Here is a 24,925-nt window from a genome sequence, read left to right on the forward strand (position 1 = left end):
CGAGCCGGAGACCAGTCGCACGGAGCCCGCCGGGGCCCCGCTGAGTCCGGTCACCTTCCCCCGACAGAAGTCGACGATTCCGGTAACCGCCGAACCGAGCCCCGCGACCACTGGCCCGTCCGCCGTGACCAGCGGCCCGTCCCCCGTGACCACTGGTCCGATCGCGGTGGCCGGCGGTCCGTCCCCCGGGTCCGGCGACCCGGACCCGGCGCCCGACGGGCGCGCCTCGGCAGTCAGGGAGTCGCGCGTCGTCACCGCCGACCCGCTGGAGCACCCCGACCCGGATACCGCGGCCCAGGCCGCGACCGTCGAGAACCTGCTGCGCTGCTGGGTACGCGAGAGAGGCCTCGCCGTTCCCGCCGCTGCCACCCTCCGGATCCCGCTCCCCGCCAGTGGTTCCGCCCTCCTCGTCCCGGTCCGCTACCGGTCCGCGACCGGTTGGCACCGCTTCGGCCCACCCCGCCTGGCGGACGCTCCGCAGTGGGCCCCGCCCGCGGACGCCCTGACCGTTGCGACGCTGCTGGCACGCGAGGCGACCGCAACCGCGACCCCCGCCGCACCGTTTCGGCCCCCTCACGCGGACCCAGGCGCCGCGGCATCCTCCGGAACACTTGCCACGCCTGGCGCCCCACCGGGTCCCGTAGGAGAGACCAGCGCGCAGGAGGCACTGCACTCCGCGCGGGAGACCGGCGCGCAGGAGGCACCGGACTGTGTGCCGGACCCCGGCGCGGAGCCTGCGTGGCACCCCGTCCCCAGCCACAGCGCCGATCTGGTGCGCCGGGTAGCCGACTCCGCGCACCGCACCGCGACCTTCATCGCGGAACGCCGTGCGCGCCCGGCAGACGCGGCCGACTTCTTCCTCTCCGCCGAGCAGGCGCTGCTGCTCGGGCACCCGATGCACCCCACGGCCAAAAGCCGCGAGGGCCTGTCCGAGGCCGAGGCCCGGCTCTACTCGCCCGAACTGCGCGGCACCTTTCCGCTGCACTGGTTCGCGGTCGCACCCTCCCTTCTCGCCACCGACTCGGCCTGGACCGAACGCGGCCGGCCCGCGCCCGCCGCCCGGCTGACCGAACGCCTCGCGGGCCCGGCTCTCCCCCTGCCCGACGGCTTCGCCGCGCTCCCGCTGCACCCCTGGCAGGCCGGCGATGTCCTGCACCGTCCCGCGGTCAGGGCCCTGCTCGACGCCGGACGGCTCCGGGACCTCGGCCCGCACGGCGAACCCTGGCACCCCACCTCCTCCGTCCGTACCGTGTACCGCTCGGGCGCCCCCGCGATGCTCAAGCTGTCGCTGGGCCTGCGCATCACCAACTCCCGCCGTGAGAACCTCCGCAAGGAACTCCACCGGGGCGTCGAGGTGCACCGCCTGCTGCGCAGCGGCCTCGGCCGGCAGTGGCGGTCGGCCCACCCCGGCTTCGACATCGTCCGCGACCCCGCCTGGCTCGCCGTCGACGACGCGGACGGCATCCCCGTGACCGGACTGGACGTGATGATCCGTCACAACCCGTTCACCCCGGCGGACCATGCCTCCTGCGTCGCCGGACTCGTCGCGCCCGCATGCCATGCCCGGACCGCCGGACGGCAGCAGCCTGCGCACTCCTCCCGGCTCGCCGAGATCATCGCGCGCCTCGCCGGGCGCACCGGACGCTCGCCCGGTGCCGTCGCCATCGAGTGGTTCCTGCGCTACCTCGCACACGTCGTGCGCCCGGTCCTCTGGCTGGACGGCGAAGCCGGCATCGCTCTCGAAGCGCACCAGCAGAACACCGTGATCCTGCTGGACTCCGAGGGCTGGCCCGCGGGCGGTCGCTACCGGGACAACCAGGGCTACTACTTCCGCGAGTCCCGCCGTGCCGAACTCGACTCCCGGCTGCCCGGCATCGGCGAGCACAGCGACACGTTCGTCTCCGACGAGGTCACCGACGAGCGCTTCGCCTACTACCTCGGCATCAACAACGTGCTCGGTCTCATCGGCGCGTTCGGCTCGCAACGCCTCGCCGACGAAACGCTGTTGCTCGCCGCTTTCCGCCGCTTCCTCGCCGAGGCGGCCACCGGCCCCAGCCGGCTGCGCACGCCCCTGCCCGCCCGTCTGCTCGACTCACCCGTCCTGCGGTGCAAGGCCAACCTGCTGACCCGGCTGCACGGCCTCGATGAACTCGTCGGCCCGGTGGACACCCAGTCCGTCTACGTCACCCTCGCCAACCCCCTTCATTTCTGAGGAACATGTCCCGCCCCGTCATCTGAGAGGAGCGTCGTCGTGTCTGCCACCGATGCCAGCACCGACGCCGGCACCGCCTCCGCGCCAAGGAGGCCCCACACCGCCCCAGGCCCCACGTCCCGAGCCGAAGCCGTCCCCGCCCCGAACCCGAAACCGGGTTCGGGCTCCGGCCCCGACGGCGAGGACACCCTCGATCTCCGGCTGCCCGACGGGTTCATGGCGCTGCGAGCGGAGGAGGAGCCGGACCGGGACGGGCCGGGCGTGCCCACGCCGGCCGGGGACCCGGGAGAGGCACCCGCCGCACCCCTCGCCCCTCTCGCCGCCCCGCAGGGCGCCGACCTCCTCGGTCATCTCGCCGACTGGGGTCCGACCACCACCCCCGCCGGCGTCTTCCGCCTCGTCCCCGTCCGCCTCGACCATGATCTCCCCCTTCTCGCCCGCTGGATGAACGACCCCACCGTCGCGGTCTTCTGGGAGCTGGCGGGAGACGAGTCGGTGACCGAGCGGCACCTGCGCGCCCAACTCGCCGGTGACGGACGCAGCGTCCCGTGCCTGGGCGTACTGGACGGCACCCCGATGAGCTACTGGGAGGTCTACCGCGCCGACCTCGATCCCCTGGCCCGCCACTATCCCGCCCGCCCCCACGACACCGGAATCCACCTCCTCATCGGGGAGGTCTCCGCCCGAGGACGCGGCCTCGGCTCCACCCTGCTGCGCACCGTCGCCGATCTCGTCCTCGACCGGCGTCCCGCCTGCGCCCGCGTCCTCGCCGAACCCGACCTTCGCAACACACCCTCCATCGCCGCCTTTCTGGGCGCCGGCTTCCGGTTCTCCGCCGAGGTCGACCTGCCCGGTAAGCGGGCCGCTCTCATGGTCCGGGACCGGATCCTGTGCCAACTGCCGTAACAGTGCCTTCACTCTCCATAACGGACATCGCTCCGTAGGAGTTCCGAGCCGAGGAGCCCTCGTGCCGAATCCGCCCGCTCTCCGCCCTCGGACCGGCCCGGGCACCCGACCCACGCGGCTCGCCGCACCGTCCCGAACCCCCGCACCACCCATGCACGCCCCGTGCGCCGCGGCCTTGATCCCCCGCCTGTCGGTGCCGGGCCGTAGGGTGGTCGCGCTATGACGAAGCCCTCACTCCCCGAACTCCTGCATGCAGCCGTCACAGCCGTCGGCGGTACGGAGCGCCCCGGCCAGGTGACCATGGCCCAATCCGTCGCGGAGGCCATCGACGACGGCACCCATCTGCTGGTCCAGGCCGGCACCGGTACGGGCAAGTCGCTCGGCTATCTGGTGCCCGCGCTCGCACACGGGTCACCCGTCGTGGTGGCGACCGCCACCCTGGCGCTGCAGCGCCAACTCGTCGAGCGGGACCTGCCGCGCACGGTGGAGGCACTGCATCCGCTGCTGCGCCGCCGCCCGGAGTTCGCGATGCTCAAGGGCCGGTCGAACTACCTGTGCCTGCACCGACTGCACGAGGGCGTGCCCCAGGACGAGGAGGACGGCCTCTTCGACCAGTTCGAGGCCGCCGCGCCCAGCAGCAAGCTGGGCCAGGATCTGCTGCGGCTGCGCGACTGGTCCCAGGACACGGAGAGCGGCGACCGGGACGACCTCACTCCAGGAGTCTCCGACCGCGCCTGGGCCCAGGTGTCCGTGTCCTCCCGGGAGTGCCTGGGTGCTTCGAAGTGCGCCTATGGCGCCGAGTGCTTCGCCGAGATGGCCCGTGAGCGCGCCAAGCTCGCCGAGGTGGTCGTCACGAACCACGCGCTGCTCGCGATCGACGCCATCGAGGGCGCGCCGGTCCTCCCACAGCACGAGGTGCTGATCGTCGACGAGGCGCACGAACTGGTCTCCCGGGTGACGGGGGCCGCCACCGGCGAGCTCACCCCCGGCCAGGTCAACCGTGCGGTGCGCCGCGCCGCCAAACTCGTCGACGAGAAGGCCGCGGACCAGCTCCAGACGGCCGCCGAGGGCTTCGAGCGGCTGATGGAGCTGGCCCTGCCCGGGCGTCTGGAGGAGATCCCGGAGGACCTCGCGTACGCCCTGATGGCGTTGCGCGACGCCTCCCGTGCGGTGATCTCGGCGCTCGGCGCCACCCGGGACAGATCGGTCCAGGACGAGGACGCCGTCCGCAAGCAGGCGCTGGCCTCCGTGGAGAGCGTGCACGACGTGGCGGAGCGGATCACCCATGGCTCCGAGTGGGACGTCGTCTGGTACGAGCGCCACGACCGCTTCGGCGCGACCCTGCGCGTCGCCCCGCTGAAGGTGTCGGGGCTTCTCAGGGAGAAACTCTTCACGGACCGCTCGGTGATCCTCGCCTCCGCCACGCTGAAGCTGGGCGGCGACTTCAACGGCGTGGCAGCTTCCCTGGGCCTTGCCCCCGAGGGTGTGGAGGGGGAGGACCTGCCGCAGTGGAAGGGCATCGACGTCGGCTCCCCCTTCGACTATCCGAAGCAGGGCATCCTGTATGTCGCGAAGCATCTGTCACGCCCCGCACGGGACGGCGACCGGGCGGACATGCTGGACGAGCTGACGGATCTGGTGCAGGCGGCCGGCGGCCGGACGCTGGGCCTGTTCTCGTCGATGCGGGCCGCCCAGCTCGCCGCCGAGGAGCTGCGCACCCGTATCCCGGAGTTCCCGATCCTCCTCCAGGGTGAGGAGACGCTGGGCGAGCTGATCAAGAACTTCGCGGCCGACCCGAAGACCTCCCTCTTCGGCACGCTCTCCCTCTGGCAGGGGGTCGACGTCCCCGGGCCGAGCTGTCAGCTGGTCGTCATGGACAAGATTCCCTTCCCCCGCCCCGACGACCCGCTGATGAGCGCCCGCCAGAAGTCGGTCGAGGACGAGGGGGGCAACGGCTTCATGGCCGTGGCCGCGACGCACGCCGCGCTGCTGATGGCGCAGGGCGCCGGCCGCCTCGTACGGGCCACCGGGGACCGCGGTGTGGTCGCCGTGCTGGACCAGCGGCTCGCGACGGCCCGCTACGGCAGCTACCTGAAGGCGTCACTTCCCGACTTCTGGTACACGACGGACCGTAACCAGGTGCGCAAATCGCTGGCGGCCATCGACGAGGCGGCGAAGGCACAGGGCGCGTAGCGCCCGGCCGCCGCCGGTTCGCGCGGTTCCGTATGCGTCCGGTGGTGCCCGTCAACGCGGGCTGGTGCGTTCGGCGGGGTCTGGTCCGCACGGGTCCGCGTACCGGCGAAACGTCAAGGCGTCCGGCACGCGCGCCCGGGGCCGCGCGCCGGTTCGGTCCGTTTCGGTTCGGCCCATTCCGGTTCGGTCCGCCGAACGTGCCGGCGGAACTCGTCGACCCGCCCGCGCGGCCCGGACCGCGCAACGACGGGGAGACTCGTAGGCGCCCCGGACAGCACAGGGCCCCGGAACCGGCGCAGGGGTTCCGGGGCCCGGATCATGGGGGCGCCCGAAGGTCCGCCCGCCGCGACGGTGTCACACGCGCCGCAGCACCGCCACCACCTTGCCGAGGATCGTCGCCTCGTCGCCCGGGATCGGCTGGTAGGCGGAGTTGTGGGGGAGGAGCCAGACATGGCCGTCCTCGCGCTTGAAGCGCTTGACCGTGGCCTCGCCGTCGAGCATCGCGGCGACGATGTCGCCGTTCTCGGCGACGGGCTGGCGGCGGACCGTGACCCAGTCGCCGTCGCAGATCGCGGCCTCGATCATGGAGTCGCCGACGACCTTCAGGACGAACAGTTCACCGTCGCCCACGAGCTGCCGAGGGAGCGGGAAGACGTCCTCGACCGACTCCTCGGCCAGGATGGGGCCACCGGCGGCGATGCGGCCGACGAGCGGGACGTAGGACGCGGCGGGCTTGCCCGCGGTGTCGGTGGGCTGTACGGAGGACGACTGGTCCGAGCCACGCACCTCGTACGCGCGCGGGCGGTGCGGGTCGCGGCGCAGGAAGCCCTTGCGCTCCAGAGCCATCAGCTGATGCGCCACCGAGGAGGTGCTGGAGAGGCCCACGGCCTGGCCGATCTCGCGCATCGACGGTGGGTAGCCGCGCCGCTGCACGGAGTCCCGGATGACCTCGATCACCCGGCGCTGCCGGTCGGTCAGTCCGGAGCTGTCCGCCCGGATGCCTGGAGGTCGGCCGGGCAGGGACCTCTTGGGTCCCTCTTGGTTCGTGGCTTCGGTCATGGCGTGCACCGGCTCGAGTCGGCCCTGGGCGCGGTCCTGGCCAGTGATGGTGGCACTGTCTGCGGTGGTGGTCACGTCGGCCCCTCTCGATGGTCTCCCGTGCAGCACAACGGTAGTTGCTTTCGAAAGGTTGCGCCAAACACACGTTCGAGTGAAAAACGGCGAATTACCTTACGTGATCGAGTCTCGGGGTGTATGGCCCATGCCACTTCCCTGGGGGTCTCCCCGCTCGCGCGGAGCCGGAAGCGGGGGGAGGGCAAAAGCGCTCATTGCTGTACTCTTCACCGCCGTGGTGAAGGCCTTGTGGGCGACCGCGGCAGGTGCCCAGTCTGCCATCCGGTACCCCGTCCGCCGTGTACTGGTCCCCCTTCTCCATGAGGCGTCCACCGTATCCGCGCGTGGCCCGATCCGGTGCGGCCTCCTGGCATGTGCCATTCCGCCTCTGGCGGGCGTGTCGCCGCCCAATTGTGCGGCCAATCGCTACATGTAGTGGTTGGATTGCGACAGCGGCCCAGAAGTTGTGGTCCCCCCGGTCTTCCCGCCTCGGGTGATCGCCTATGCTTAGGGCTGCTTCGAGGGGCCTGTGAGGCCCGTGAGGTCAATGAGTCGTGCTCAAAAGGAGGGTTGGAGCCATGTACTGTCCCTTCTGCAGGCACCCCGACAGCCGCGTCGTCGACAGCCGTACGACCGATGACGGCACGTCCATCCGCAGGCGCCGCCAGTGCCCCGACTGCTCCCGTCGTTTCACGACCGTGGAGACGTGCTCGCTCATGGTGGTGAAGCGGTCCGGAGTCACCGAGCCCTTCAGTCGCACCAAGGTCATCAACGGTGTGCGCAAGGCATGCCAGGGGCGGCCTGTCACCGAGGACGCCCTGGCCCAGCTCGGCCAGCGGGTCGAGGAGGCGGTGCGGGCCACCGGGAGCGCCGAGCTGACCACCCACGACGTGGGCCTGGCCATACTCGGCCCCTTGCAGGAGCTCGACCTCGTCGCCTACCTGCGGTTCGCGAGCGTCTACCGGGCATTCGACTCGCTGGAGGACTTCGATGCCGCCATCACGGAACTCAGAGAGCAGCAGCGGGGGCGCCCCGCCGTGGACGACGACGATCACGAGAACCCTGTCGCGGAGCGCCGAGGAACCGACCGCGGGTCCGGAGGGACGGCCGACGTCCCCGTGCCCGCCATCGCCGCCGACTGACGGGAGGGCCGGGGGGCCGGCCCCGTCGGCGGCGCACACAGACCCGTCACGCGCGCCCGCGTACGACGCGCGTGACAAGCAGACACCACACCGTGCCTGGGAAGAATAGGGCACTTCAGGGCGTTTTGCCCGATACAGGGAGGCGGCATGACAGAGACGGCGAGCGGTCCGGCACGAGGGGCCCGAGCAAAGGGCACCAGGGCCACCAAGGGACTGCGTATCGAGCGCATTCACACCACCCCGGGCGTGCACCCGTACGACGAGGTCGAGTGGGCGCGTCGTGACGTCGTCATGACCAACTGGCGCGACGGCTCGGTCAACTTCGAGCAGCGTGGCGTCGAGTTCCCCGAGTTCTGGTCGGTGAACGCGGTCAACATCGTCACCAGCAAGTACTTCCGCGGTGCCGTCGGCACCCCGCAGCGCGAGACCAGCCTCAAGCAGCTGATCGACCGCATCGTGAAGACGTACCGGAAGGCCGGAGAGGACTACAAGTACTTCGCCTCGCCCGCCGACGCGGAGATCTTCGAGCACGAACTGGCGTACGCCCTCCTGCACCAGATCTTCAGCTTCAACAGCCCCGTCTGGTTCAACGTCGGCACCCCGCAGCCCCAGCAGGTCTCCGCCTGCTTCATCCTGTCCGTCGACGACTCCATGGAGTCGATCCTCGACTGGTACAAGGAAGAGGGCATGATCTTCAAGGGCGGCTCCGGCGCCGGCCTGAACCTGTCCCGGATCCGTTCCTCCAAGGAACTGCTCTCCTCCGGTGGCAACGCCTCCGGCCCGGTCTCCTTCATGCGCGGCGCCGACGCCTCCGCAGGAACGATCAAGTCCGGCGGTGCCACCCGGCGCGCCGCCAAGATGGTCATCCTGGATGTCGACCACCCGGACGTCGAGGACTTCATCGAGACCAAGGTCAAGGAAGAGGAGAAGATCCGCGCTCTGCGCGACGCGGGCTTCGACATGGACCTCGGCGGCGAGGACATCACCTCCGTCCAGTACCAGAACGCCAACAACTCGGTCCGCGTCAACGACACCTTCATGACGGCCGTCGAGAGCGACGGGAAGTTCGGCCTGCGCGCCCGCATGACCGGTGAGGTCATCGAGGAGGTCGACGCCAAGGCCCTCTTCCGCAAGATGGCCGAGGCCGCCTGGGCCTGCGCCGACCCCGGCATCCAGTACGACGACACGATCAACCACTGGCACACGTGCCCGGAGTCCGGCCGTATCAACGGCTCGAACCCGTGCAGCGAGTACATGCACCTGGACAACACGTCCTGCAACCTCGCCTCGCTGAACCTGATGAAGTTCCTGAAGGACGACGGCAAGGGCAACCAGTCCTTCGACGTCGAGCGCTTCGCCAAGGTCGTCGAGCTGGTCATCACCGCGATGGACATCTCGATCTGCTTCGCGGACTTCCCGACCCAGAAGATCGGCGAGAACACCCGCGCCTTCCGTCAGCTCGGCATCGGCTACGCCAACCTCGGCGCCCTCCTCATGGCGACCGGTCACGCGTACGACTCCGACGGCGGCCGCGCCCTCGCCGGCGCCATCACCTCCCTGATGACCGGCACGGCCTACAAGCGCTCCGCCGAGCTGGCCGCGGTCGTCGGCCCGTACGACGGCTACGCCCGCAACGAGCAGCCGCACCTGCGCGTCATGCGGCAGCACGCCGACGCCAACGCCACGGCCGTCCGCATGGACGATCTGGACACCCCGGTGTGGGCCGCCGCCACGGAGGCCTGGCAGGACGTGCTCCGCCTCGGCGAGAAGAACGGCTTCCGCAACTCGCAGGCCTCCGTCCTCGCGCCGACCGGCACCATCGGTCTCGCGATGTCCTGCGACACCACCGGTGTCGAGCCGGACCTGGCGCTGGTCAAGTTCAAGAAGCTGGTCGGCGGCGGCTCGATGCAGATCGTCAACGGCACCGTGCCGCAGGCGCTGCGCCGTCTCGGCTACCAGGAGGAGCAGATCGAGGCGATCGTCGCCCACATCGCCGAGCACGGCAATGTGATCGACGCGCCGGGCCTCAAGCACGAGCACTACGAGGTCTTCGACTGCGCCATGGGCGAGCGCGCCATCTCCCCGATGGGCCACGTCCGCATGATGGCCGCGATCCAGCCGTGGATCTCCGGCGCCATCTCCAAGACGGTCAACATGCCGGAGACGGCGACCGTCGAGGAGGTCGAGGAGATCTACTTCGAGGCCTGGAAGCTGGGCATCAAGGCGCTCGCGATCTACCGCGACAACTGCAAGGTCGGCCAGCCGCTCTCCGCCAAGAAGAAGGAGCCCGCGCAGGAGAAGGCCGAGGCGCCCACCGCCGTCGCGCCCAGGGTCGAGAAGGTCGTCGAGTACCGCCCGGTCCGCAAGCGTCTCCCGAAGGGGCGTCCCGGCATCACCACCTCCTTCACCGTCGGCGGCGCCGAGGGCTACATGACCGCCAACTCCTACCCGGACGACGGTCTCGGCGAGGTCTTCCTGAAGATGTCCAAGCAGGGCTCGACCCTCGCGGGCATGATGGACGCCTTCTCCATCGCCGTCTCGGTGGGCCTGCAGTACGGCGTGCCGCTGGAGACGTACGTCTCGAAGTTCACGAACATGCGGTTCGAGCCGGCCGGTATGACGGACGACCCGGACGTGCGGATGGCGCAGTCGATCGTCGACTACATCTTCCGCCGCCTCGCGCTGGACTTCCTGCCCTTCGAGACGCGCTCCGCGCTCGGCATCCACTCCGCCGAGGAGCGCCAGCGCCACCTGGAGACCGGCTCCTACGAGCCCGCCGACGACGAGGTCGACGTCGAGGGCCTGGCCCAGTCGGCCCCGCGCGCCCAGGAGCTGAAGGCGATCGCCACCCCGAAGGCGGAGGCCGCGACGGTCGAGCCGGCCCCGAAGCAGGCGCACACCAGCGCCGAGCTGGTGGAGATGCAGCTCGGCATCCAGGCGGACGCCCCGCTGTGCTTCTCCTGCGGCACGAAGATGCAGCGGGCGGGTTCCTGCTACATCTGCGAGGGCTGCGGCTCGACGAGCGGCTGCAGCTGACCTGAACCCCTCAAGGGCGGCACGGCCGATGGTCGTGCCGCCCTTCGGTGTCGGGGCTTCCTTCCGGGGGAGCGCCAGGGCGCAGTGAGGCGCCCGGGGAGGGGCCGGGGCGGCTCAGGAGTCGCGGGAACCGCCCATGACGCGGGTGAAGCCATCCGGATCCGTGTCGTATCCGTGCAGCCCCGGGCGGAACATCCACTCGCCCGATCCGTCGCGGACGAACTCGGCCACCGTCGACGCCGTCGACCCCAGGACGCCGCCGAAATTGTCCTCGGCGAGTACGGTGTACCCCTCGCGCACCCGCAGCGCCGGATTCAGGACGTCGACGAACGTCTTGCGGCCGGTGCGCTGCTGGATGATGACGCCGGCCACCACACGCGCGTACCGGCTGTCGAGCCGGTAGAGCTCGACCGTCATGACCTCGTCCCAGCCGAAGCCCTTGCCGTCCTGGCTGTCGCGGTTGAGATAGATCGTGCCGTCGGGGGAGCGGCTGTCGAAGTGCACCACATAGGCGGGATCCCCATAGGGATCGTTCGCCAAATAGGTCGCGGCAACAAGGTCGAGATCGGTGGGTGACTGACCGCTCGGACTGGGATCCCACTTCAGTGCCAGCTCGACCTTGTCGATGCCCTTGTTGAGACCGCTCATCTCTCTCATCCCTCCCCGTCGACATGGCCTCGCGCGAACGCCGGTGCGTCAAGGCCCAGTTGTCTATTGTGCCCTCTGTGCCGGGCGCTCGGTGGGGTGTACTCCGCCAGAGCGTGACCGTCGCCACGCGGCGGGGCCTTACGATGGCGCGGTGCTGGTCAAGTGGACTCGCTGCACCGTGGTCGACCGCCGCGGTTTCGAACGGGGGCAGCGGAAGTGGGCGGGGCTCCCGGGAGAGCCGGGCTTCCGGGGACAGGGCGGAGGCTTCAGCCGGGTCAGGCCCGGTGTGGCGCATGTCTTCGCGTTCTGGGAGAGTCGCGCCTTCTACGACTCGTTCATGGCGCGCTCCCACGACCGGCTGGCGGCGTCGCAGTCGGGCACGTTCAAGGACCAGCAGGTCCGGCTCTTCGACCACCGCTTCGATGTGAAGACCGGCTTCGAGCCCCGCTTCTCGGACGCCGATCTGGTGCGTGTGGCCCATTGCCGGGTCCACGAGGAGCGGGCCGAGCACTTCGCCCTGATGCAGGAGAAGGTCTGGAACCCGGCCATGGCGGGCTCGCCGGGCATGATCCGCGGAATGTTCGGTGAGGCGCCCGGCCATGAGTTCCTCATCCTGTCCATGTGGCAGTCGGCGGCGGAGCACGGCAAGTACCGTCAGGAGCGCGTGGAACGTCTGGCGCTGAGGGCTCAGACGGAGGCGGACATCGCGGCGCTCACCGGCGACATCGTGGAACTGGAGCCGACCTGGACGGTGTGAGGGCGCGCCGCGCGTGATCGCTCGGCCGCCTGGCCCACCGCAGACCCTGCCGAGTTTGAATACCGGACCGAACGTGGGGCGGAACCCCCGGTGTGACCTGTGCCGTATGGAGGTCCTTCGGGTGTCCGTTCGACTGTCACCCGATCTAGGGTTTTGGCATGGCACGACCACGGCACATCGTCCTTGTCCGGCACGGCGAGTCGGTGGGCAATGCCGATGACTCCGTGTATGAACGCGAGCCCGACCACGCGCTGCCGCTCACCGAGAGGGGATGGTGGCAGGCGGAGGAGACGGGCAAGCGGCTGCGGGAGCTCTTCGGCACGGAGCAGGTCAGCGTGTACGTCTCCCCGTACCGCCGCACCCACGAGACCCTCCGCGCCTTCCATCTGGACCCCGATCTCGTCCGCGTCCGCGAGGAGCCCCGGCTGCGCGAGCAGGACTGGGGAAACTGGCAGGACCGCGATGACGTACGGCTGCAGAAGACGTACCGGGACGCGTACGGGCACTTTTTCTACCGCTTCGCCCAGGGAGAGTCCGGCGCCGACGTCTACGACCGGGTCGGCGGCTTCCTGGAGAGCCTGTTCCGGAGCTTCGAGGCCCCCGACCACCCGCCGAACGTGCTCCTGGTGACGCACGGCCTGGCGATGCGGCTGTTCTGCATGCGCTGGTTCCACTGGACGGTCGCCGAATTCGAGTCGCTCTCCAACCCCGGGAACGGCGAGACGCGCATGCTCGTCCTCGGCGACGACGGCAGATACAGGCTCGACCGGCCGTTCGACCGCTGGCGCGATCCGGACCCGTACTGGATCACGGGATAGAACTGGATCACGGGGATAGAGTGGCAGAGAGATGACTGCTGACTCCTCTCCCGAAGGACGTCTGGAACGCGCCTGGGCAGCCCTGCGCGGACTGGCGGTGGGAGACGCGCTGGGCGCACAGTTCTTTCTTCCGGCGAACTACCCCCTGCTCCAGCGCCGCGAGCTGCCGCCCGGACCCTGGCCCTGGACGGACGACACGGAGATGGCCTGTTCCGTGGTCGCCGTGCTGACCGCGCACCGCCGCGTGGACCAGGACGCGCTGGCGGGGTCCCTCGCGGAGCACCACAGCGCCGCCCGGCGGCACGAACCGGCGATCGACCGGCTGCTGGAGCGGATCGCCGCCGGCGGCGACTGGCGGGAGCTGGCCGCCTCGATGTTCCGGGGCCACGGCTCGTGGGGCAGTGGTGCGGCGGTGCGGGCCGCCCCCATCGGCGCCTGGTACGCGGACGATCCCGAGCAGGCCACGCACCAGGCGGAGATCTCCGCCTATCCGACGCATCAGCACCGCGAGGCCGTGGTCGGAGCGATGGCCGTCGCCGCGGCCGCCGCCCTGGCCGCCGATCCGGCGGGGCCGCCGCGCGCCGGGGCGCTTCTTGACGCGGTCGTCGCACTCGTGCCGAAGAGCGCCGTCGGCATGGGCCTGCGACGCGCCCGGGACATGCTCGACTACGGCGACGCGGCGACCGTCGCGGCCGTCCTGGGCTGCGGGCGGCGCACGACGGCGCACGACACGGTGCCCTTTGCGCTCTGGTCCGCCGCGCGCGCCCTCGGTGACTACCAGCAGGGCTTCTGGACCACCGCTCAGGCAGGCGGCGACATGGACACGACCTGCGCCATCGTCGGCTCGGTGGTCGTCTCCGGGAAGGCCGGCACGCTGCCCGGGGAGTGGCTGCACCGGGTGGAGCCGCTGCCGGACTGGGCCCCGGTGTCCGCGTAGGCGGGCGGACTCTCCCCTCTCACGGCCCGCCGGGGCGCCCGCGACGTGACGGGACGCCGTGCCGCGGGCGACCGGACCGGCGCCCTCGCCGTGGTGCCACCGACCGGAACCCGTCCGCCCCGCCCCCGCCGGGGGCGGGAGGCGGGAGCGGACGGGAACCCTCAGCCCGCGGCGGGACCCGCCGCGCCGGAGAGGGCCTCCAGGTCGCTCTTGCGCACACGGATCACCACGGCGGCCGTGACCAGCGCCAGCAGTGCCATCCCGGCGGCCGGGAGGAACGCCGCCCCGATCCCGTGGGCGAGTACCTCGTGCCCCCAGGGAGCGGGCAGCTGGTGCGTCTTCGCGAATTCCGCCTTCTGTTCGGCCGTGCCGTTCGCGAGGAACCTCGGCATCTGCTTCTCCGCCTCGTTCCGGCTGGCCGTGCCGAAGATCGTGGTCAGGATGGACAGGCCGAGGGAACCGCCCACCTGCTGCGTGGCGTTGAGCAGAGCGGAGGCCGCGCCCGCCTCGTGCGGGGCGACCCCCGAGACCGCGGTGAGCGTCAGCGTCACGAAGTTCAGACCCATGCCCAGGCCGAACAGCAGCATCGGGCCGAGCACACTGGAGGCGTACGAGCTGTCGGGGCTGATGAACGTCAGCCAGCCGAGCCCGGTCGCGACCAGTGCCGCCCCGGTCAGCATGAACGGCTTGGGGCCGAGCACCGGCAGGAACCGCTGCGACAGACCCGCGCCGATCACGATCGCCACGGTCACCGGGAGGAAGGCCACGCCGGCCGAGATCGGCGAGTAGCCGAGCACGTTCTGCACGAACAGGACGATGTAGAAGAACATGCCGAACATCGCCGCGGCCAGGCTCAGCATGATCACGTACGTGCCCGAGCGGTTGCGGGCGGCGAACATCCTCAGCGGTGTGATCGGCTCCTTCGCCCGCGCCTCGATGAGGGCGAACGCCAGCAGCAGGACCACGGCCGACCCGAACGAGCCGATCGTGAAGGAGTCCCGCCAGCCGGCCTCGGAGGCCCGGATGAAGCCGTACACCAGGGACGCCATGCCCGCCGTCGAGGTGAGTGCGCCCGCGATGTCGAAGCGTCCCGGGTGGCGCTCGGACTCGTTGATGTACAGGGGCGCGAGTACGGCGATCAGAACGCCGATGGGCACGTTGACGAAGAGGACCCAGCGCCAGTCGAGCCACTCCGTGAGCATGCCGCCGGCCAGCAGACCGATCGCGCCGCCGCCGGCCGAGACCGCGGCGAAGACTCCGAACGCCCGGTTCCGCTCCGGGCCTTCGGGGAAGGTGGTGGTGATGAGCGCCAGCGAGGTCGGCGACGCTATCGCGCCACCCATGCCCTGCAGGGCGCGCGCGGCCAGCAACTGCCAGGGTTCCTGGGCGAGTCCGCCGAGCAGCGAGGCGAAGGTGAACAGCAGGATGCCCGTCATGAACACTCGGCGCCGACCGAGGATGTCGCCGGCCCGGCCGCCGAGAAGCAGCAGGCCACCGAAGGTGAGCGTGTACGCGCTGACCACCCATGTCAGATCGGTCGTGCTGAACTTCAGAGCGTCTTGAATGTGCGGGAGGGCGATGTTCACAATCGTCGCGTCGAGGACCACCATGAGTTGGCAGGCCGCGATGACGGTCAGTGCGATGCCGGGACGCCCCTCCCGGCGGGCGGTTTTCGGCTTGGTTTCCTGAATCAATGGAGAGGTTGTCACTATGGGTCCCCCACAAGTGCGGTAGTGAACGCTCGCGTTCACTGTCACGCCAAACGGTAGTGAGTCCCCCTCAGTGAACGCAACCGTTCATTGAGTTCACTGCCGTGCGATGCGTCCCCCGCCCCCGCCCCTTTCCCAGAACCCCCCACTTCCCCTTGCCCGACGGAGAATCACAGATGGGTACTTCGCCCTGGACGGAAGACTCCGCCCAGTCGGTCTCCCGTCGTCGACGCGGTGCCGTACTCGAGCGTGCGATCCTCGATGCCGCTCTGGAGCAGCTCAGTACGGTCGGCTGGAACGGCCTCACCATGGAGGGTGTCGCTGCCGGCGCCCAGACCGGAAAGGCCGCGGTCTACCGCCGCTGGCCGTCCAAGGAAGACCTCGTCGCCGACGCCCTCCAGGCCGGACTGCCGCGTTTCGACGTGGCGCCCGACCTCGGGAGCGTGCGCGAGGATCTGCTGGTGCTGTGCGGGCAGGCGCGTGCGGCGCTGCACTCCCGTCCCGGGTTCGCACTTCGCTCCGTGATTCACGAGTGCGACACGCTGCAGGCCGAGCGCTTTCATGGAGTGATCTTCGAGGGGGTCGTGGAGCCGATCATCAAGCAGCTGCACGAGGTCATCAATCGAGGAATCGAGCGGGGAGAGGTGCGCGCCGACGCCGCGAACGGGTATGTCTTCGACGCCATCCCGGCCATGATGATGTACCGCTCCAAGATGTGCGGAAGCGAATGGAGGGAGCGGGACATCGAGGAGATGATCGATCAGCTGATGATCCCGCTGCTGCGGCCGCAGCGGAGCTGAACCGCGTTGGGCAGGCGCGTCCGGGCGGCGCTGCGGCCGACCTGTGAGGGTCGTCGTGGACGATGACCGGCGGGCGTGCCGCCGCCTGGGGAAACCTGGGTGTCGCGCGGTGATCCCGGCGGCGTACGCTAAGGGCGCCATGCCGTACGAACCACCTACTCACACCGTCGAGCGCTCCCTTCGCGCAACGACCGGAGCGAAGGTCATCGCCGGTGTCGACGAGGTGGGGCGCGGCGCCTGGGCCGGTCCCGTCACCGTCTGCGCCGCGGTCACGGGCCTGCGCCGACCGCCCCTGGGTCTCACCGACTCCAAGCTGCTCACCGTCAAGCGGCGTACCGAGCTTGCCCGGGAGTTGGAGCGGTGGGTGACGGCCTTCGCCCTCGGCCATGCCTCCCCCGAGGAGATCGACCGGCTCGGGATGACGGCCGCGCTCCGGCTCGCGGCGGTACGCGCCCTGGAGGCGCTCCCCGTCCGGCCCGACGCGGTCATCCTCGACGGGAAGCACGACTACTTGGGGGCGCCCTGGAGGGTGCGTACGGTGATCAAGGGTGACCGGTCCTGCGTCGCGGTCGCCGCGGCATCGGTGATCGCCAAGGTTCACCGCGACAAAATGATGGCCGAACTGGGTATCGACCATGCAGACTTCGGTTTTGCGGCCAACGCCGGGTATCCCTCGCCGGTGCACAAGGCCGCGCTGGAGGAGCGGGGCCCCACCCCGTACCACCGCTTGTCGTGGGCGTATCTTGATGCGCTGCCCCAGTGGCAGCATCTCAAGAAGGTCCGCAGCCGGGCGGACGGACACGTGCCGGAGATCGAAGGCCAGCTCGGCTTCGACTTCTGACCCGTTCCGATCGCACTCATGTGCCACCCGCCGACGCGAGTAGCACCGGCGTTTGATAAATATCAGCTCATGCCTCTCATTCCCGAGGAGCCTCAGATTCACGAGAGTGCCCAGGGTCCCCGCGCCACGCCGGCCGCCGGCCGTACCGCGCCGACCCCCCGTCCCGTACCCGGCCCCCGCCCCGCGGCCCCCGCGCGTCCCGGCCGTCCAGGGCCCGTCCGGCCGATGCCGGCCCAGCGCACCACGCGCGAGCCTGCCGCGGCCAAGCCCGGGCCGTCCACTCCTGCCGCCACCCCGCAGATCCAGCTGATCCCGGCCTCGGCCGAGGGGGCGCTGGACGCGGCCGATGAGGCCGTCGACCTGCTGCTCGACACCGGTCGTGCCCCCGAAGACGTGCTGGTGATCACCACCGGCGAGCCGCATCCATGGGCCGCGCACGAAAGGTCGTTCGGCGAAGCCTCGTACTGGGCACAGCACGACGCCCGTGACGACGTCTTCTACGCCGACGGCTCCGTCGCGTCCCGTGCCGCCGCGCGCCCGGTGGTCGTGGCCGCCGTCAACGGCGGCTCCGACGCCGCTGTCGCCGACACGCTTCCGCTGGCGCTCGGCCGGGCCGGTGCCCTGCTGATCGTCTGCGGCGATCCGCAACAGATCAACTCGGTGCTGGGCGCGGGCGTCTGAGCGGTCCGGACCCGGTCCGCTCCGCTCGTACGCCGCGCGTCCCGCACCGACGGCCCGAAGCGGGCCGGGCTGCCCCCGGACTGCGGGGACGGACCGGTGCGGTGGCGCGTCGGCGCCACCCGTACGGCGGTCGCTTCGGCATGCGTGGAACCGGGACGCGGCCGCCCATGCGCAGGGCCGAGACGATGGCGTGCAAGGGTCGCGGCCGGTACGCCGAGGGCGTGTAGGCGCTGGAGTGCGCGGCGAATTGCGTACCCATGCGGGGTATGCCGCTTGTCCGCGTGGCGTTCTGTACGCGCGGGGCGCTGTCCGCACCGCGGTGTGCCATCCGCACGGTGCGCTGTGAAGCGGTGTCCGGGTGCCGTGTGGGGGCGAGGCGCGGGCTCAGGGCCGGGGGTGGGCGACGGCCTCCGTTTCGACGGCTTCCGTCGAACTGCTTCCGGTCCGGCGGCTTTCGCCTCCGTGGTAGGGCAAGGCGGTGATCTCCGGTGCGTCGGCGCCTGTGTTCGGGGCTGCCGCGTCGGGGCTGCCCTGTGCCCGCGGCGGTCCTTGCCTGCGTCGCCCGATGCCTGCGGTCTTCTGCCGTGCGCCTGGGCTCCGCTGCGGTCTGCCGTGCGCCCGCAGTTTGCTGTGCGGCTGACGGCGTGCCGTGCGCCGTAGGTCCGCAGGTGTCCTGTCGTCCTTCTGCGAGGCGAGGCGAGGCGCTTTCCGCGGTCGCCGCGGTCGTTACGGCACCGGGACACGGGTCCTGGCGCTCGCCGAGGCGCCGTGTCCCTCGGGGCGCCTCAGCGAGCGGCGGCCCGGCGCAGCACCTCGGAAGCGACGCCTCCGGTGCGCGGCAGCGGGGGCGTCCCGCCGGTCAGGCCGAACGTCTCCGTCGGTGACTCCGCGTGGGGGCGGCGTCCCCCGCGCCCCTCGCCGAGGACCTGCCAGCCCTCACGCGTCAGCGTGATGTACGCACCGCAGCGCAGCCCGTGCAAGGTGCACGCGTCGCGCAGGCCCCACATCCACGCCCCATCCTCCTCCGTCCAACGTCCGTCGCCCTCACGGCAGTAGAGCAGCACGGCCGTCCGCACGGGCGTACGGCGGCGCAGGTCGTGCGGGATGACCCGGCGCAGATGGACGAGCAGCGCGTTGCGGAACACCCAGCCGTCCGCCGGCGCAGGACGCCGGGTGAACGAGGCGCTCGCCCGCAGTCGTTCGTCCGGGTCAAGGACGGCCACGACGGCCGTGGAGAGTCGTGGCCGGTGGAGGGAGTGCAGTTCGCCGACGACTTCCCGGGGGTTGCGCAGCAGGGGTATCCCGGCGGCTGCCCACTCTGCGGGCTCGAGCAGCCGTGCCAGGGGATTGGCGGAAGCGGCGAACGGTTCGGCGGAGGCCGACATGGATGCCGCCGAGGACGGAGCGAATCCGAAGGTCACGATCCTCCCTTCGGCTACGCGCCCACACTGCGGGCGGGGTCGGACTCGGGGGCGCACACCGCAGCAGAGCCCTGTTGGATCACGGACGAGCCGTGCGGGGAACGGGCCCCTAATTCTTCCTGTCGAACTGGAATGCGGCAATGAGCAATCGGGGCCACCGGCCGGTTTGTGTTGATGCGTGGCCTATATCCCTGCCAGAGGTCGGCCCAGTGAGGGCCGCAGCCAGGGCCGGCAGCACGGTCAGCGCCCCGTCGAGCGCCTTCAGCCGCTGTGTGCTGTTGCTGCGCGGCAGCCGCGGGACATCGCCTACGTACGCGAGGGAGCCCGGCAGGGGCAGCCGCCCTGTCTCCGCGATGTGCGCCCCGAGGGAGTGGTTCCAGGCGCAGCTAAAGCCCTGACCTGCGTAAACGTGTCGAACGAGGGTGGTCGTGACCGGGCGTTCGACCCTCGCCATCCTCGATCAGTGCGTGGCCGGTGAACCGTTCGCGAGTTGGTCGTCACGCTGGGTGAAGTGGCTGATTGTCCTTGCCATCGGGTTGCATGGGGGCATGAACAACCTGGAGCTCCGCACTGAAGCCGACGCCATCCTTGCTGAGCTCGTCGGCGACCCCGGCGGGTCGGCGCGGCTGCGGGAAGACCAGTGGCAGGCGGTGGCAGCTCTGGTGGAGGAGCACCGGCGTGCACTGGTGGTGCAGCGCACCGGCTGGGGCAAGTCGGCGGTGTACTTCGTTGCCACCGCTCTGCTGCGTCGGCGTGGCTCGGGCCCGACGGTGATCGTCTCGCCGCTGCTGGCATTGATGCGCAACCAGGTCGAGTCGGCGGCGCGGGCCGGCATCCGGGCGCGCACCATCAACTCGGCCAACCCGGAGGAATGGGACACCATCCACGCGGAGGTCGAGCGCGGTGAGACCGACGTTCTCCTCGTGAGTCCGGAACGTCTTAATTCTGTTGATTTTCGCGAACAGATGCTGCCCAAGCTCGCGGCCACGACCGGTCTGCTGGTGGTCGACGAGGCGCACTGCATCTCCGACTGGGGCCACGACTTCCGGCCGGACTACCGACGGCTGCGGGCGATGCTTGCCGAGCTTGCCCCCGGTGTGCCGGTGCTGGCCACCACCGCGACTGCCAACGCGCGGGTCACTGCGGATGTGGCCGAGCAGTTGGGGACTGGCGCTGGCGAGGCCCTGGTGCTGCGGGGCCCGCTTGAGCGCGAGAGCCTGCGGCTGGGCGTGGTCCAGTTGCCGGACGCCGCGCACCGCCTGGCCTGGCTCGCCGAGCATCTGGACGAGCTGCCGGGCTCGGGGATCATCTACACGCTGACGGTGGCTGCGGCCGAGGAGGCCACCGCCTTCCTGCGGCAGCGCGGCTTCCGGGTGGCCTCCTACACGGGGCGCACGGAGAACGCCGACCGGCTGCAGGCCGAGGCCGACCTGCTGGAGAACCGGGTCAAGGCGCTGGTCGCCACCTCGGCGCTGGGGATGGGCTTCGACAAGCCGGACCTGGGGTTCGTGGTCCATCTCGGCTCGCCGTCCTCGCCGATCGCCTACTACCAGCAGGTGGGGCGTGCAGGTCGCGGTGTGGAGCACGCCGATGTGCTGCTCCTGCCGGGCAAGGAGGACGAGGCCATCTGGCGCTACTTCGCCGATACCGCCTTCCCGCCCGAAGCGCAGGTCCGCCAGACCCTCTCGGCCCTCGCCGGCGCGGGACGGCCGCTGTCCGTGCCGGCCCTGGAGGCGGCGGTGGATCTTCGGCGCTCCCGGCTGGAGACCATGCTGAAGGTCCTCGACGTGGACGGGGCTGTACGGCGTGTGAAGGGCGGATGGGAGGGCACGGGTCAGCCCTGGGTGTACGACACGCAGCGGTACGCCTGGGTGGCGCGGCAGCGTGCGGCTGAGCAGCAGGCGATGCGCGATTACGTGAGCACGTCTCAGTGCCGGATGGAGTTCCTGCGCCGGCAGTTGGACGACGAGGGAGCGACCGCGTGTGGCCGGTGTGACAACTGTGCGGGCGCCTGGGTGGATTCCTCGGTTTCGGTGGAGGCGTTGACGGGGGCGGCGAAGGAGCTTGACCGCCCGGGGGTGGAGGTGGAGCCACGTCGGATGTGGCCGACGGGCATGGCCGCACTGGGGATCGATCTCAAGGGCCGTATCCCTGCCAAGGAGCAGTGCTCCAACGGTCGTGCGCTGGGGCGGCTCTCGGACATCGGCTGGGGCAACCGGCTGCGCCCGCTGCTGGCCGAGAACGCGCCCGACGGGCCGGTCCCCGACGACGTCCTGCGGGCCGCGGTGGCGGTCCTCGCCGATTGGGCGCGCTCCCCGGGCGGCTGGGCGACGAATGCCCCGGACGCCGCTGCCCGGCCGGTGGGAGTCGTGGCTGTGCCGTCCCTGGCCCGCCCGCAACTGGTCGGATCCCTCGCCCAGGGAATCGCGGCCATCGGCCGTCTCCCGTTTCTGGGCACCCTGACGTACACCGGGCCCAGCGGCGAGCGCGCGGCACGCCGCAGCAACTCCGCCCAACGCCTCAGCACGCTGTCCGGTGCCTTCACCGTCTCCGAGGAACTGGCCGAGGCTCTGACGCACTCCCGTGGCCCCGTCCTGCTCGTGGACGACTACACCGACTCCGGCTGGACCCTTGCCGTTGCCGCCCGTCTTCTTCGCAAGGCCGGCAGCGAACAGGTTCTGCCACTGGTCCTGGCGGCGGCAGGCTGAGCCTCCCTCGCCGGGGTGGCCGCTTGTCGCCCTTCTGCTGTCGGGCTCCGGCATTCGTCGAGAGTCTCGGCGGCCCGGGAGGGCGTCGGCCGTGCGAGGGGACGACAGCACCTTCGTCGGCCCCATCTTTGTTGCCGCGGGCCGCCGACGTCGTCGACGGCGACGAGCAGTACCCCTTCTGCGGCGTCCAGCCGACCGGCCTGTTGTTTGCCTCCGGCAGCGTACTGATGTCGGGAGGCCGTCAGGGGCGGGGGAGCGGACCTGCGAACGAAGGAGCGGTTCATCGGCTTCGCAGCTCAATGACTTCCTTGGCTTGTTCCCGATGACGCACCGTGTCAGGTGCATCGCGGATCGTTGAACTGCTGTGGTTGCCCCCATGCAGGGGAGACGACCAGCTCGCCAAGGCCTCTTTCACCATCCGTGGCGGCAGGGCTACGCCCCGGACAGGAAGGCAGAAGTGGGGGTCTTCGGGAACCGCCTACCCTTGAGGAGTGACCAGCGGCAGCGGCCGGAGCCCGGCAGCGGACGTTCAAAGAACTATGACGTATGAGATCCGCACCTACGGATGGTGACTTTCACGAAGCGGTCCGGACGCCTGCCCTCCCAATGCAGTTCGCCGTTCTCGCTGGTCAGGAGGGTGTTGCAGGTGTAGCGGGCTGGCTGACCGCTAGGTTGCGCGGGCCGTGGCAGGAGTCGATGCCCGGTCCCTCCGACGGCCGGCGCGGGAAGGCGGTGGCGATCCATGCGCTATGCGGCTGTGAGTGCGCTGAGCCATCCCGGGCTGCGTCGCGAACGCAACGAGGACAGCCTCGTGATCGGGCCCTGGACCCTGTGCGCCACCGTGACGGAGAGTCCGCAGACCCTGTTCTTCCCCCTGGTGACGCCTCTCGTCGTCGCCGTCGCCGACGGGCTTGGCGGGCATCCCGGCGGCGACGTGGCCAGCGCTTTGGTCGTTCACCGGATCGCGTCCATCGGTCCGACCCTGAGCAGCGAGGACGCCGTCCGTGATGCCTTGAACGCCTGCAACCGTGCCGTGTACGAGGCCGTCGGCCGCGACGAGGGAAGAGGGCTCGCCACCATGGGCACGACGGTCGCCGGCGCCGTCGTGCAGCCCGGCTCGCTGCTGGCGTTCAACGTGGGCGACAGCCGGGTCTTCGCGGCTTCCCACGGCGGGCTGCGCCAGGTGAGCGTCGACGACAGCCCCCCACCTGAACCCGGGCGGCGCACCACGTCCCTCGTCACCCAGTGCCTGGGCGGCAGCCGCTCGTACCGCACCATTCATCCCCATGTGACAGCCGAGTCCCTGTCTCCCGGTGACCGCTACCTCATCTGCACCGACGGCCTGACCGATCCTCTGCCGACGGATGTGCTCGACGAGGTGATGCGGGAGCAGGACAACGGCCGGGCGGCCTTCGAGCTGTGGAAGGCCGCCATCGCGGCGGGCGGACCCGACAACATCACGCTGGCGGTCGTACGCGTCGCGGACACATAGCGGACACACAGGGGGCGGTGCAGGAAGGCCGAAGGCCAAGGAACGCCTCAAGACCAGGCAATGCTCAGCGCAACTGCGCCTCGTCCGGCGGGAAGCCGTAGCGTCCCTGCAGCCGGACGAAGCAGGCCGGAGTCAGAACCCGCAGCGGCTGCAGCCCCGGTGCGGTGCGCTCGAAGCACACCACCTGCTCGTGCCCGCCCGGCCCGATCGGCTGCACCAGGCGGCCGTGCTGCCCCAGCTGCGTGACCAGCGGCACGGGCACCTCCGGGAACGCAGCCGATACGAGGACGGCGTCGTACGGCGCCCGGTCCGGCACGCCTCCGCTGCCGTCGCCGACACGCAGTTCCACGTTCCGCACGCCCTCACGTGCGAGGTTCACGCGTGCCTGCCGGGCGATGTCCGGCCGTATCTCGATGCTGACCACGTCCGCGGCCAGCCGGGCGAGCAGAGCGGTCTGGAAGCCCAGACCCGTACCGACCTCGAGGACGTGTTCGGACCCACCCAGACCAAGGCCCTCGATCATCATGGCGGACAGCGAGGGCTGCGTGGTGACCTGTCCCTGCCCGATCGCAACGGGTACGTCCCGGTAGGCGGAAGCCTCCTGACCGGCCGGGACGAATCCCGCCCGGGGCGTCGTCCGCACGGCCTCGAGCAGCCGTTCGTCCCTGACCCCGGCGGCTGTGAGGGCCCGGACGAGATCGTCCGGCTCCCCGGGGACGGAGTTCACGGGCTGGTTCACCACGCCACCAGGCTAGGCGGCCGCGCACGCCTTGAGGGCCGATCACAGCTCTTTGCGCCTGGGCATGGACGATTCAACCTCGTGACAGCCTACGGTGGAGACATGAGCGAGATCGTCGTCTACGAACTCGACAAGCCTATGAGAACGCGCTCCGCCAAAGGACCGCCGAGTGGTGCGGAACGGCGCGTGCGCAGGGTGCACGCGGCGCCCGCCGCCCCAGGGACGCGCACCACCACCGGACCGAGGACCCTGTGCGGCAAGGACACCTTCGCCATGGAGGCCGCAAGCTGGAAGCCCTCGGAGCACCCCGGAGCACCGTGGTACCCGGCGGAATACGCATCCGTGGTCTGCCCCGACTGCGATGCCGTGATCGGAACCTGACCGCGGCGAACGGCCAGCTGCCTGCCTGACGTCGCCGCGCTCACCGTCTTCCTGCCGCTGCCTTTGTTCCACGTACTCCTTGAAGTGCTCCAGGTCGCCGCGGACGAGCCGTTCGACCGCGCGTTCGTCCGGGCGAACCCCTTGGGCCCGCCGAAAGGTGTCCTGGACGGTGTCGGGGTCGTACTCCAGGCGTGCCTGGACCCGGGTGTGGTTCTGGCCGATCGGCTCGAGCGAGAAGGAACCCGTCAGCTCGGGGGCGTCCACGGCGTCGACACTGACGTGCAGTTCGAGGGTGCTCATAGCTCATCTCCATGTGCAGCTCATGACGCACGTCCTTCTGCTCACAGTGCGGCCCGGCAGGAACCGGCAGGGAAAGGAGAGGAGCCGGAAC

The 24,925-nt window shown here is 70.6% G+C and carries 19 protein-coding genes; 14 read left to right on the forward strand and 5 right to left on the reverse strand.

Annotation, left to right across the window (positions count from 1 at the left end):
* Window positions 1-145 precede the first annotated feature (145 nt).
* The 3 genes from ACWD5Q_RS21165 to ACWD5Q_RS21175 all read left to right on the forward strand — a co-directional run bounded on the left by ACWD5Q_RS21165 (window position 146) and on the right by ACWD5Q_RS21175 (window position 5,311).
* A complete protein-coding gene (locus ACWD5Q_RS21165; RefSeq protein ID WP_451428566.1) occupies window positions 146-2,212 on the forward strand; it encodes an IucA/IucC family protein in 2,067 nt (688 codons plus the stop codon).
* 39 nt (window positions 2,213-2,251) lie between these two features.
* Complete coding sequence (locus ACWD5Q_RS21170; protein WP_451428567.1) at window positions 2,252-3,118, forward strand: GNAT family N-acetyltransferase; 867 nt, start codon at window positions 2,252-2,254, stop codon at window positions 3,116-3,118.
* 219 nt (window positions 3,119-3,337) lie between these two features.
* Window positions 3,338-5,311, forward strand: a complete 1,974-nt coding sequence (locus ACWD5Q_RS21175) for an ATP-dependent DNA helicase (RefSeq protein ID WP_451428568.1) — start codon at window positions 3,338-3,340, stop codon at window positions 5,309-5,311.
* Window positions 5,312-5,665: 354 nt separating this feature from the next.
* On the opposite strand, the gene lexA is transcribed toward ACWD5Q_RS21175, so the two are convergent.
* Window positions 5,666-6,445, reverse strand: coding sequence for a transcriptional repressor LexA (lexA, locus tag ACWD5Q_RS21180; RefSeq protein WP_451428569.1), 780 nt, complete (start codon window positions 6,443-6,445; stop codon window positions 5,666-5,668).
* A 557-nt stretch (window positions 6,446-7,002) separates the two neighbouring features.
* Between lexA and nrdR the strand changes: the two genes are divergently transcribed.
* The gene (gene nrdR, locus ACWD5Q_RS21185; RefSeq protein ID WP_451428570.1) at window positions 7,003-7,566 is read left to right on the forward strand and encodes a transcriptional regulator NrdR; all 564 of its coding nucleotides are present in this window, start codon (window positions 7,003-7,005) and stop codon (window positions 7,564-7,566) included.
* Window positions 7,567-7,713: 147 nt separating this feature from the next.
* Window positions 7,714-10,602 (forward strand): vitamin B12-dependent ribonucleotide reductase, encoded by a 2,889-nt coding sequence (locus ACWD5Q_RS21190; RefSeq protein WP_451428571.1) that lies wholly within the window; start codon window positions 7,714-7,716, stop codon window positions 10,600-10,602.
* A gap of 114 nt (window positions 10,603-10,716) precedes the next feature.
* Here ACWD5Q_RS21190 and ACWD5Q_RS21195 read toward each other — a convergent pair whose 3' ends face one another.
* Complete coding sequence (locus ACWD5Q_RS21195) at window positions 10,717-11,259, reverse strand: TerD family protein (protein ID WP_451428572.1); 543 nt, start codon at window positions 11,257-11,259, stop codon at window positions 10,717-10,719.
* A 142-nt stretch (window positions 11,260-11,401) separates the two neighbouring features.
* Here ACWD5Q_RS21195 and ACWD5Q_RS21200 point away from each other — a divergent pair, with 142 nt between their 5' ends.
* From ACWD5Q_RS21200 to ACWD5Q_RS21210, 3 genes are all read left to right on the forward strand, one after another.
* Complete coding sequence (locus ACWD5Q_RS21200; protein ID WP_451428573.1) at window positions 11,402-12,007, forward strand: YdbC family protein; 606 nt, start codon at window positions 11,402-11,404, stop codon at window positions 12,005-12,007.
* Between the two features lie 158 nt (window positions 12,008-12,165).
* Entirely contained in the window at window positions 12,166-12,825 is a 660-nt protein-coding gene (locus tag ACWD5Q_RS21205) for a histidine phosphatase family protein (protein ID WP_451428574.1), read from the forward strand.
* A 31-nt stretch (window positions 12,826-12,856) separates the two neighbouring features.
* On the forward strand, window positions 12,857-13,762 hold the full coding sequence (locus ACWD5Q_RS21210; RefSeq protein ID WP_451428575.1) for an ADP-ribosylglycohydrolase family protein: 906 nt from the start codon (window positions 12,857-12,859) through the stop codon (window positions 13,760-13,762).
* 161 nt (window positions 13,763-13,923) lie between these two features.
* Here ACWD5Q_RS21210 and ACWD5Q_RS21215 read toward each other — a convergent pair whose 3' ends face one another.
* Window positions 13,924-15,471 carry an MFS transporter gene (locus tag ACWD5Q_RS21215; RefSeq protein WP_451428576.1) on the reverse strand — a complete coding sequence of 516 codons (1,548 nt, stop codon included), beginning with the start codon at window positions 15,469-15,471 and terminating at the stop codon, window positions 13,924-13,926.
* Window positions 15,472-15,647: 176 nt separating this feature from the next.
* On the opposite strand from ACWD5Q_RS21215, the gene ACWD5Q_RS21220 reads away from it, so the two are divergent.
* The 3 genes from ACWD5Q_RS21220 to ACWD5Q_RS21230 all read left to right on the forward strand — a co-directional run bounded on the left by ACWD5Q_RS21220 (window position 15,648) and on the right by ACWD5Q_RS21230 (window position 17,793).
* Entirely contained in the window at window positions 15,648-16,271 is a 624-nt protein-coding gene (locus ACWD5Q_RS21220) for a TetR/AcrR family transcriptional regulator (RefSeq protein ID WP_451428577.1), read from the forward strand.
* 139 nt (window positions 16,272-16,410) lie between these two features.
* On the forward strand, window positions 16,411-17,112 hold the full coding sequence (locus ACWD5Q_RS21225) for a ribonuclease HII (protein ID WP_451428578.1): 702 nt from the start codon (window positions 16,411-16,413) through the stop codon (window positions 17,110-17,112).
* Between the two features lie 69 nt (window positions 17,113-17,181).
* Complete coding sequence (locus tag ACWD5Q_RS21230; protein ID WP_451428579.1) at window positions 17,182-17,793, forward strand: hypothetical protein; 612 nt, start codon at window positions 17,182-17,184, stop codon at window positions 17,791-17,793.
* Window positions 17,794-18,578: 785 nt separating this feature from the next.
* Here ACWD5Q_RS21230 and ACWD5Q_RS21235 read toward each other — a convergent pair.
* On the reverse strand, window positions 18,579-19,214 hold the full coding sequence (locus tag ACWD5Q_RS21235) for a hypothetical protein (protein WP_451428580.1): 636 nt from the start codon (window positions 19,212-19,214) through the stop codon (window positions 18,579-18,581).
* Between the two features lie 548 nt (window positions 19,215-19,762).
* On the opposite strand from ACWD5Q_RS21235, the gene ACWD5Q_RS21240 reads away from it, so the two are divergent.
* Window positions 19,763-21,922, forward strand: a complete 2,160-nt coding sequence (locus tag ACWD5Q_RS21240) for a RecQ family ATP-dependent DNA helicase (RefSeq protein ID WP_451428581.1) — start codon at window positions 19,763-19,765, stop codon at window positions 21,920-21,922.
* A 742-nt stretch (window positions 21,923-22,664) separates the two neighbouring features.
* Window positions 22,665-23,414, forward strand: coding sequence for a PP2C family protein-serine/threonine phosphatase (locus tag ACWD5Q_RS21245; protein ID WP_451428582.1), 750 nt, complete (start codon window positions 22,665-22,667; stop codon window positions 23,412-23,414).
* 64 nt (window positions 23,415-23,478) lie between these two features.
* Here ACWD5Q_RS21245 and ACWD5Q_RS21250 read toward each other — a convergent pair whose 3' ends face one another.
* Complete coding sequence (locus tag ACWD5Q_RS21250; protein ID WP_451428583.1) at window positions 23,479-24,156, reverse strand: protein-L-isoaspartate O-methyltransferase family protein; 678 nt, start codon at window positions 24,154-24,156, stop codon at window positions 23,479-23,481.
* Between the two features lie 99 nt (window positions 24,157-24,255).
* On the opposite strand from ACWD5Q_RS21250, the gene ACWD5Q_RS21255 reads away from it, so the two are divergent.
* Window positions 24,256-24,534 carry a hypothetical protein gene (locus tag ACWD5Q_RS21255; RefSeq protein ID WP_451428584.1) on the forward strand — a complete coding sequence of 93 codons (279 nt, stop codon included), beginning with the start codon at window positions 24,256-24,258 and terminating at the stop codon, window positions 24,532-24,534.
* Window positions 24,535-24,925: the final 391 nt, after the last annotated feature.

This window comes from Streptomyces sp. NPDC002513 (assembly GCF_053595355.1).

Excerpts from the sequence above, each read along its gene's own strand:
- ACWD5Q_RS21195 (WP_451428572.1), bottom strand. The coding sequence starts at position 11,259 with ATGAGAGAGATGAGCGGTCTCAACAAGGGCATCGACAAGGTCGAGCTG.
- ACWD5Q_RS21245 (WP_451428582.1), top strand. The coding sequence starts at position 22,665 with ATGCGCTATGCGGCTGTGAGTGCGCTGAGCCATCCCGGGCTGCGTCGC.
- ACWD5Q_RS21210 (WP_451428575.1), top strand. The coding sequence starts at position 12,857 with ATGACTGCTGACTCCTCTCCCGAAGGACGTCTGGAACGCGCCTGGGCA.
- ACWD5Q_RS21225 (WP_451428578.1), top strand. The coding sequence starts at position 16,411 with ATGCCGTACGAACCACCTACTCACACCGTCGAGCGCTCCCTTCGCGCA.
- ACWD5Q_RS21205 (WP_451428574.1), top strand. The coding sequence starts at position 12,166 with ATGGCACGACCACGGCACATCGTCCTTGTCCGGCACGGCGAGTCGGTG.
- ACWD5Q_RS21175 (WP_451428568.1), top strand. The coding sequence starts at position 3,338 with ATGACGAAGCCCTCACTCCCCGAACTCCTGCATGCAGCCGTCACAGCC.
- nrdR (WP_451428570.1), top strand. The coding sequence starts at position 7,003 with ATGTACTGTCCCTTCTGCAGGCACCCCGACAGCCGCGTCGTCGACAGC.
- ACWD5Q_RS21240 (WP_451428581.1), top strand. The coding sequence starts at position 19,763 with ATGAACAACCTGGAGCTCCGCACTGAAGCCGACGCCATCCTTGCTGAG.
- ACWD5Q_RS21255 (WP_451428584.1), top strand. The coding sequence starts at position 24,256 with ATGAGCGAGATCGTCGTCTACGAACTCGACAAGCCTATGAGAACGCGC.
- ACWD5Q_RS21220 (WP_451428577.1), top strand. The coding sequence starts at position 15,648 with ATGGGTACTTCGCCCTGGACGGAAGACTCCGCCCAGTCGGTCTCCCGT.
- ACWD5Q_RS21190 (WP_451428571.1), top strand. The coding sequence starts at position 7,714 with ATGACAGAGACGGCGAGCGGTCCGGCACGAGGGGCCCGAGCAAAGGGC.
- ACWD5Q_RS21230 (WP_451428579.1), top strand. The coding sequence starts at position 17,182 with ATGCCTCTCATTCCCGAGGAGCCTCAGATTCACGAGAGTGCCCAGGGT.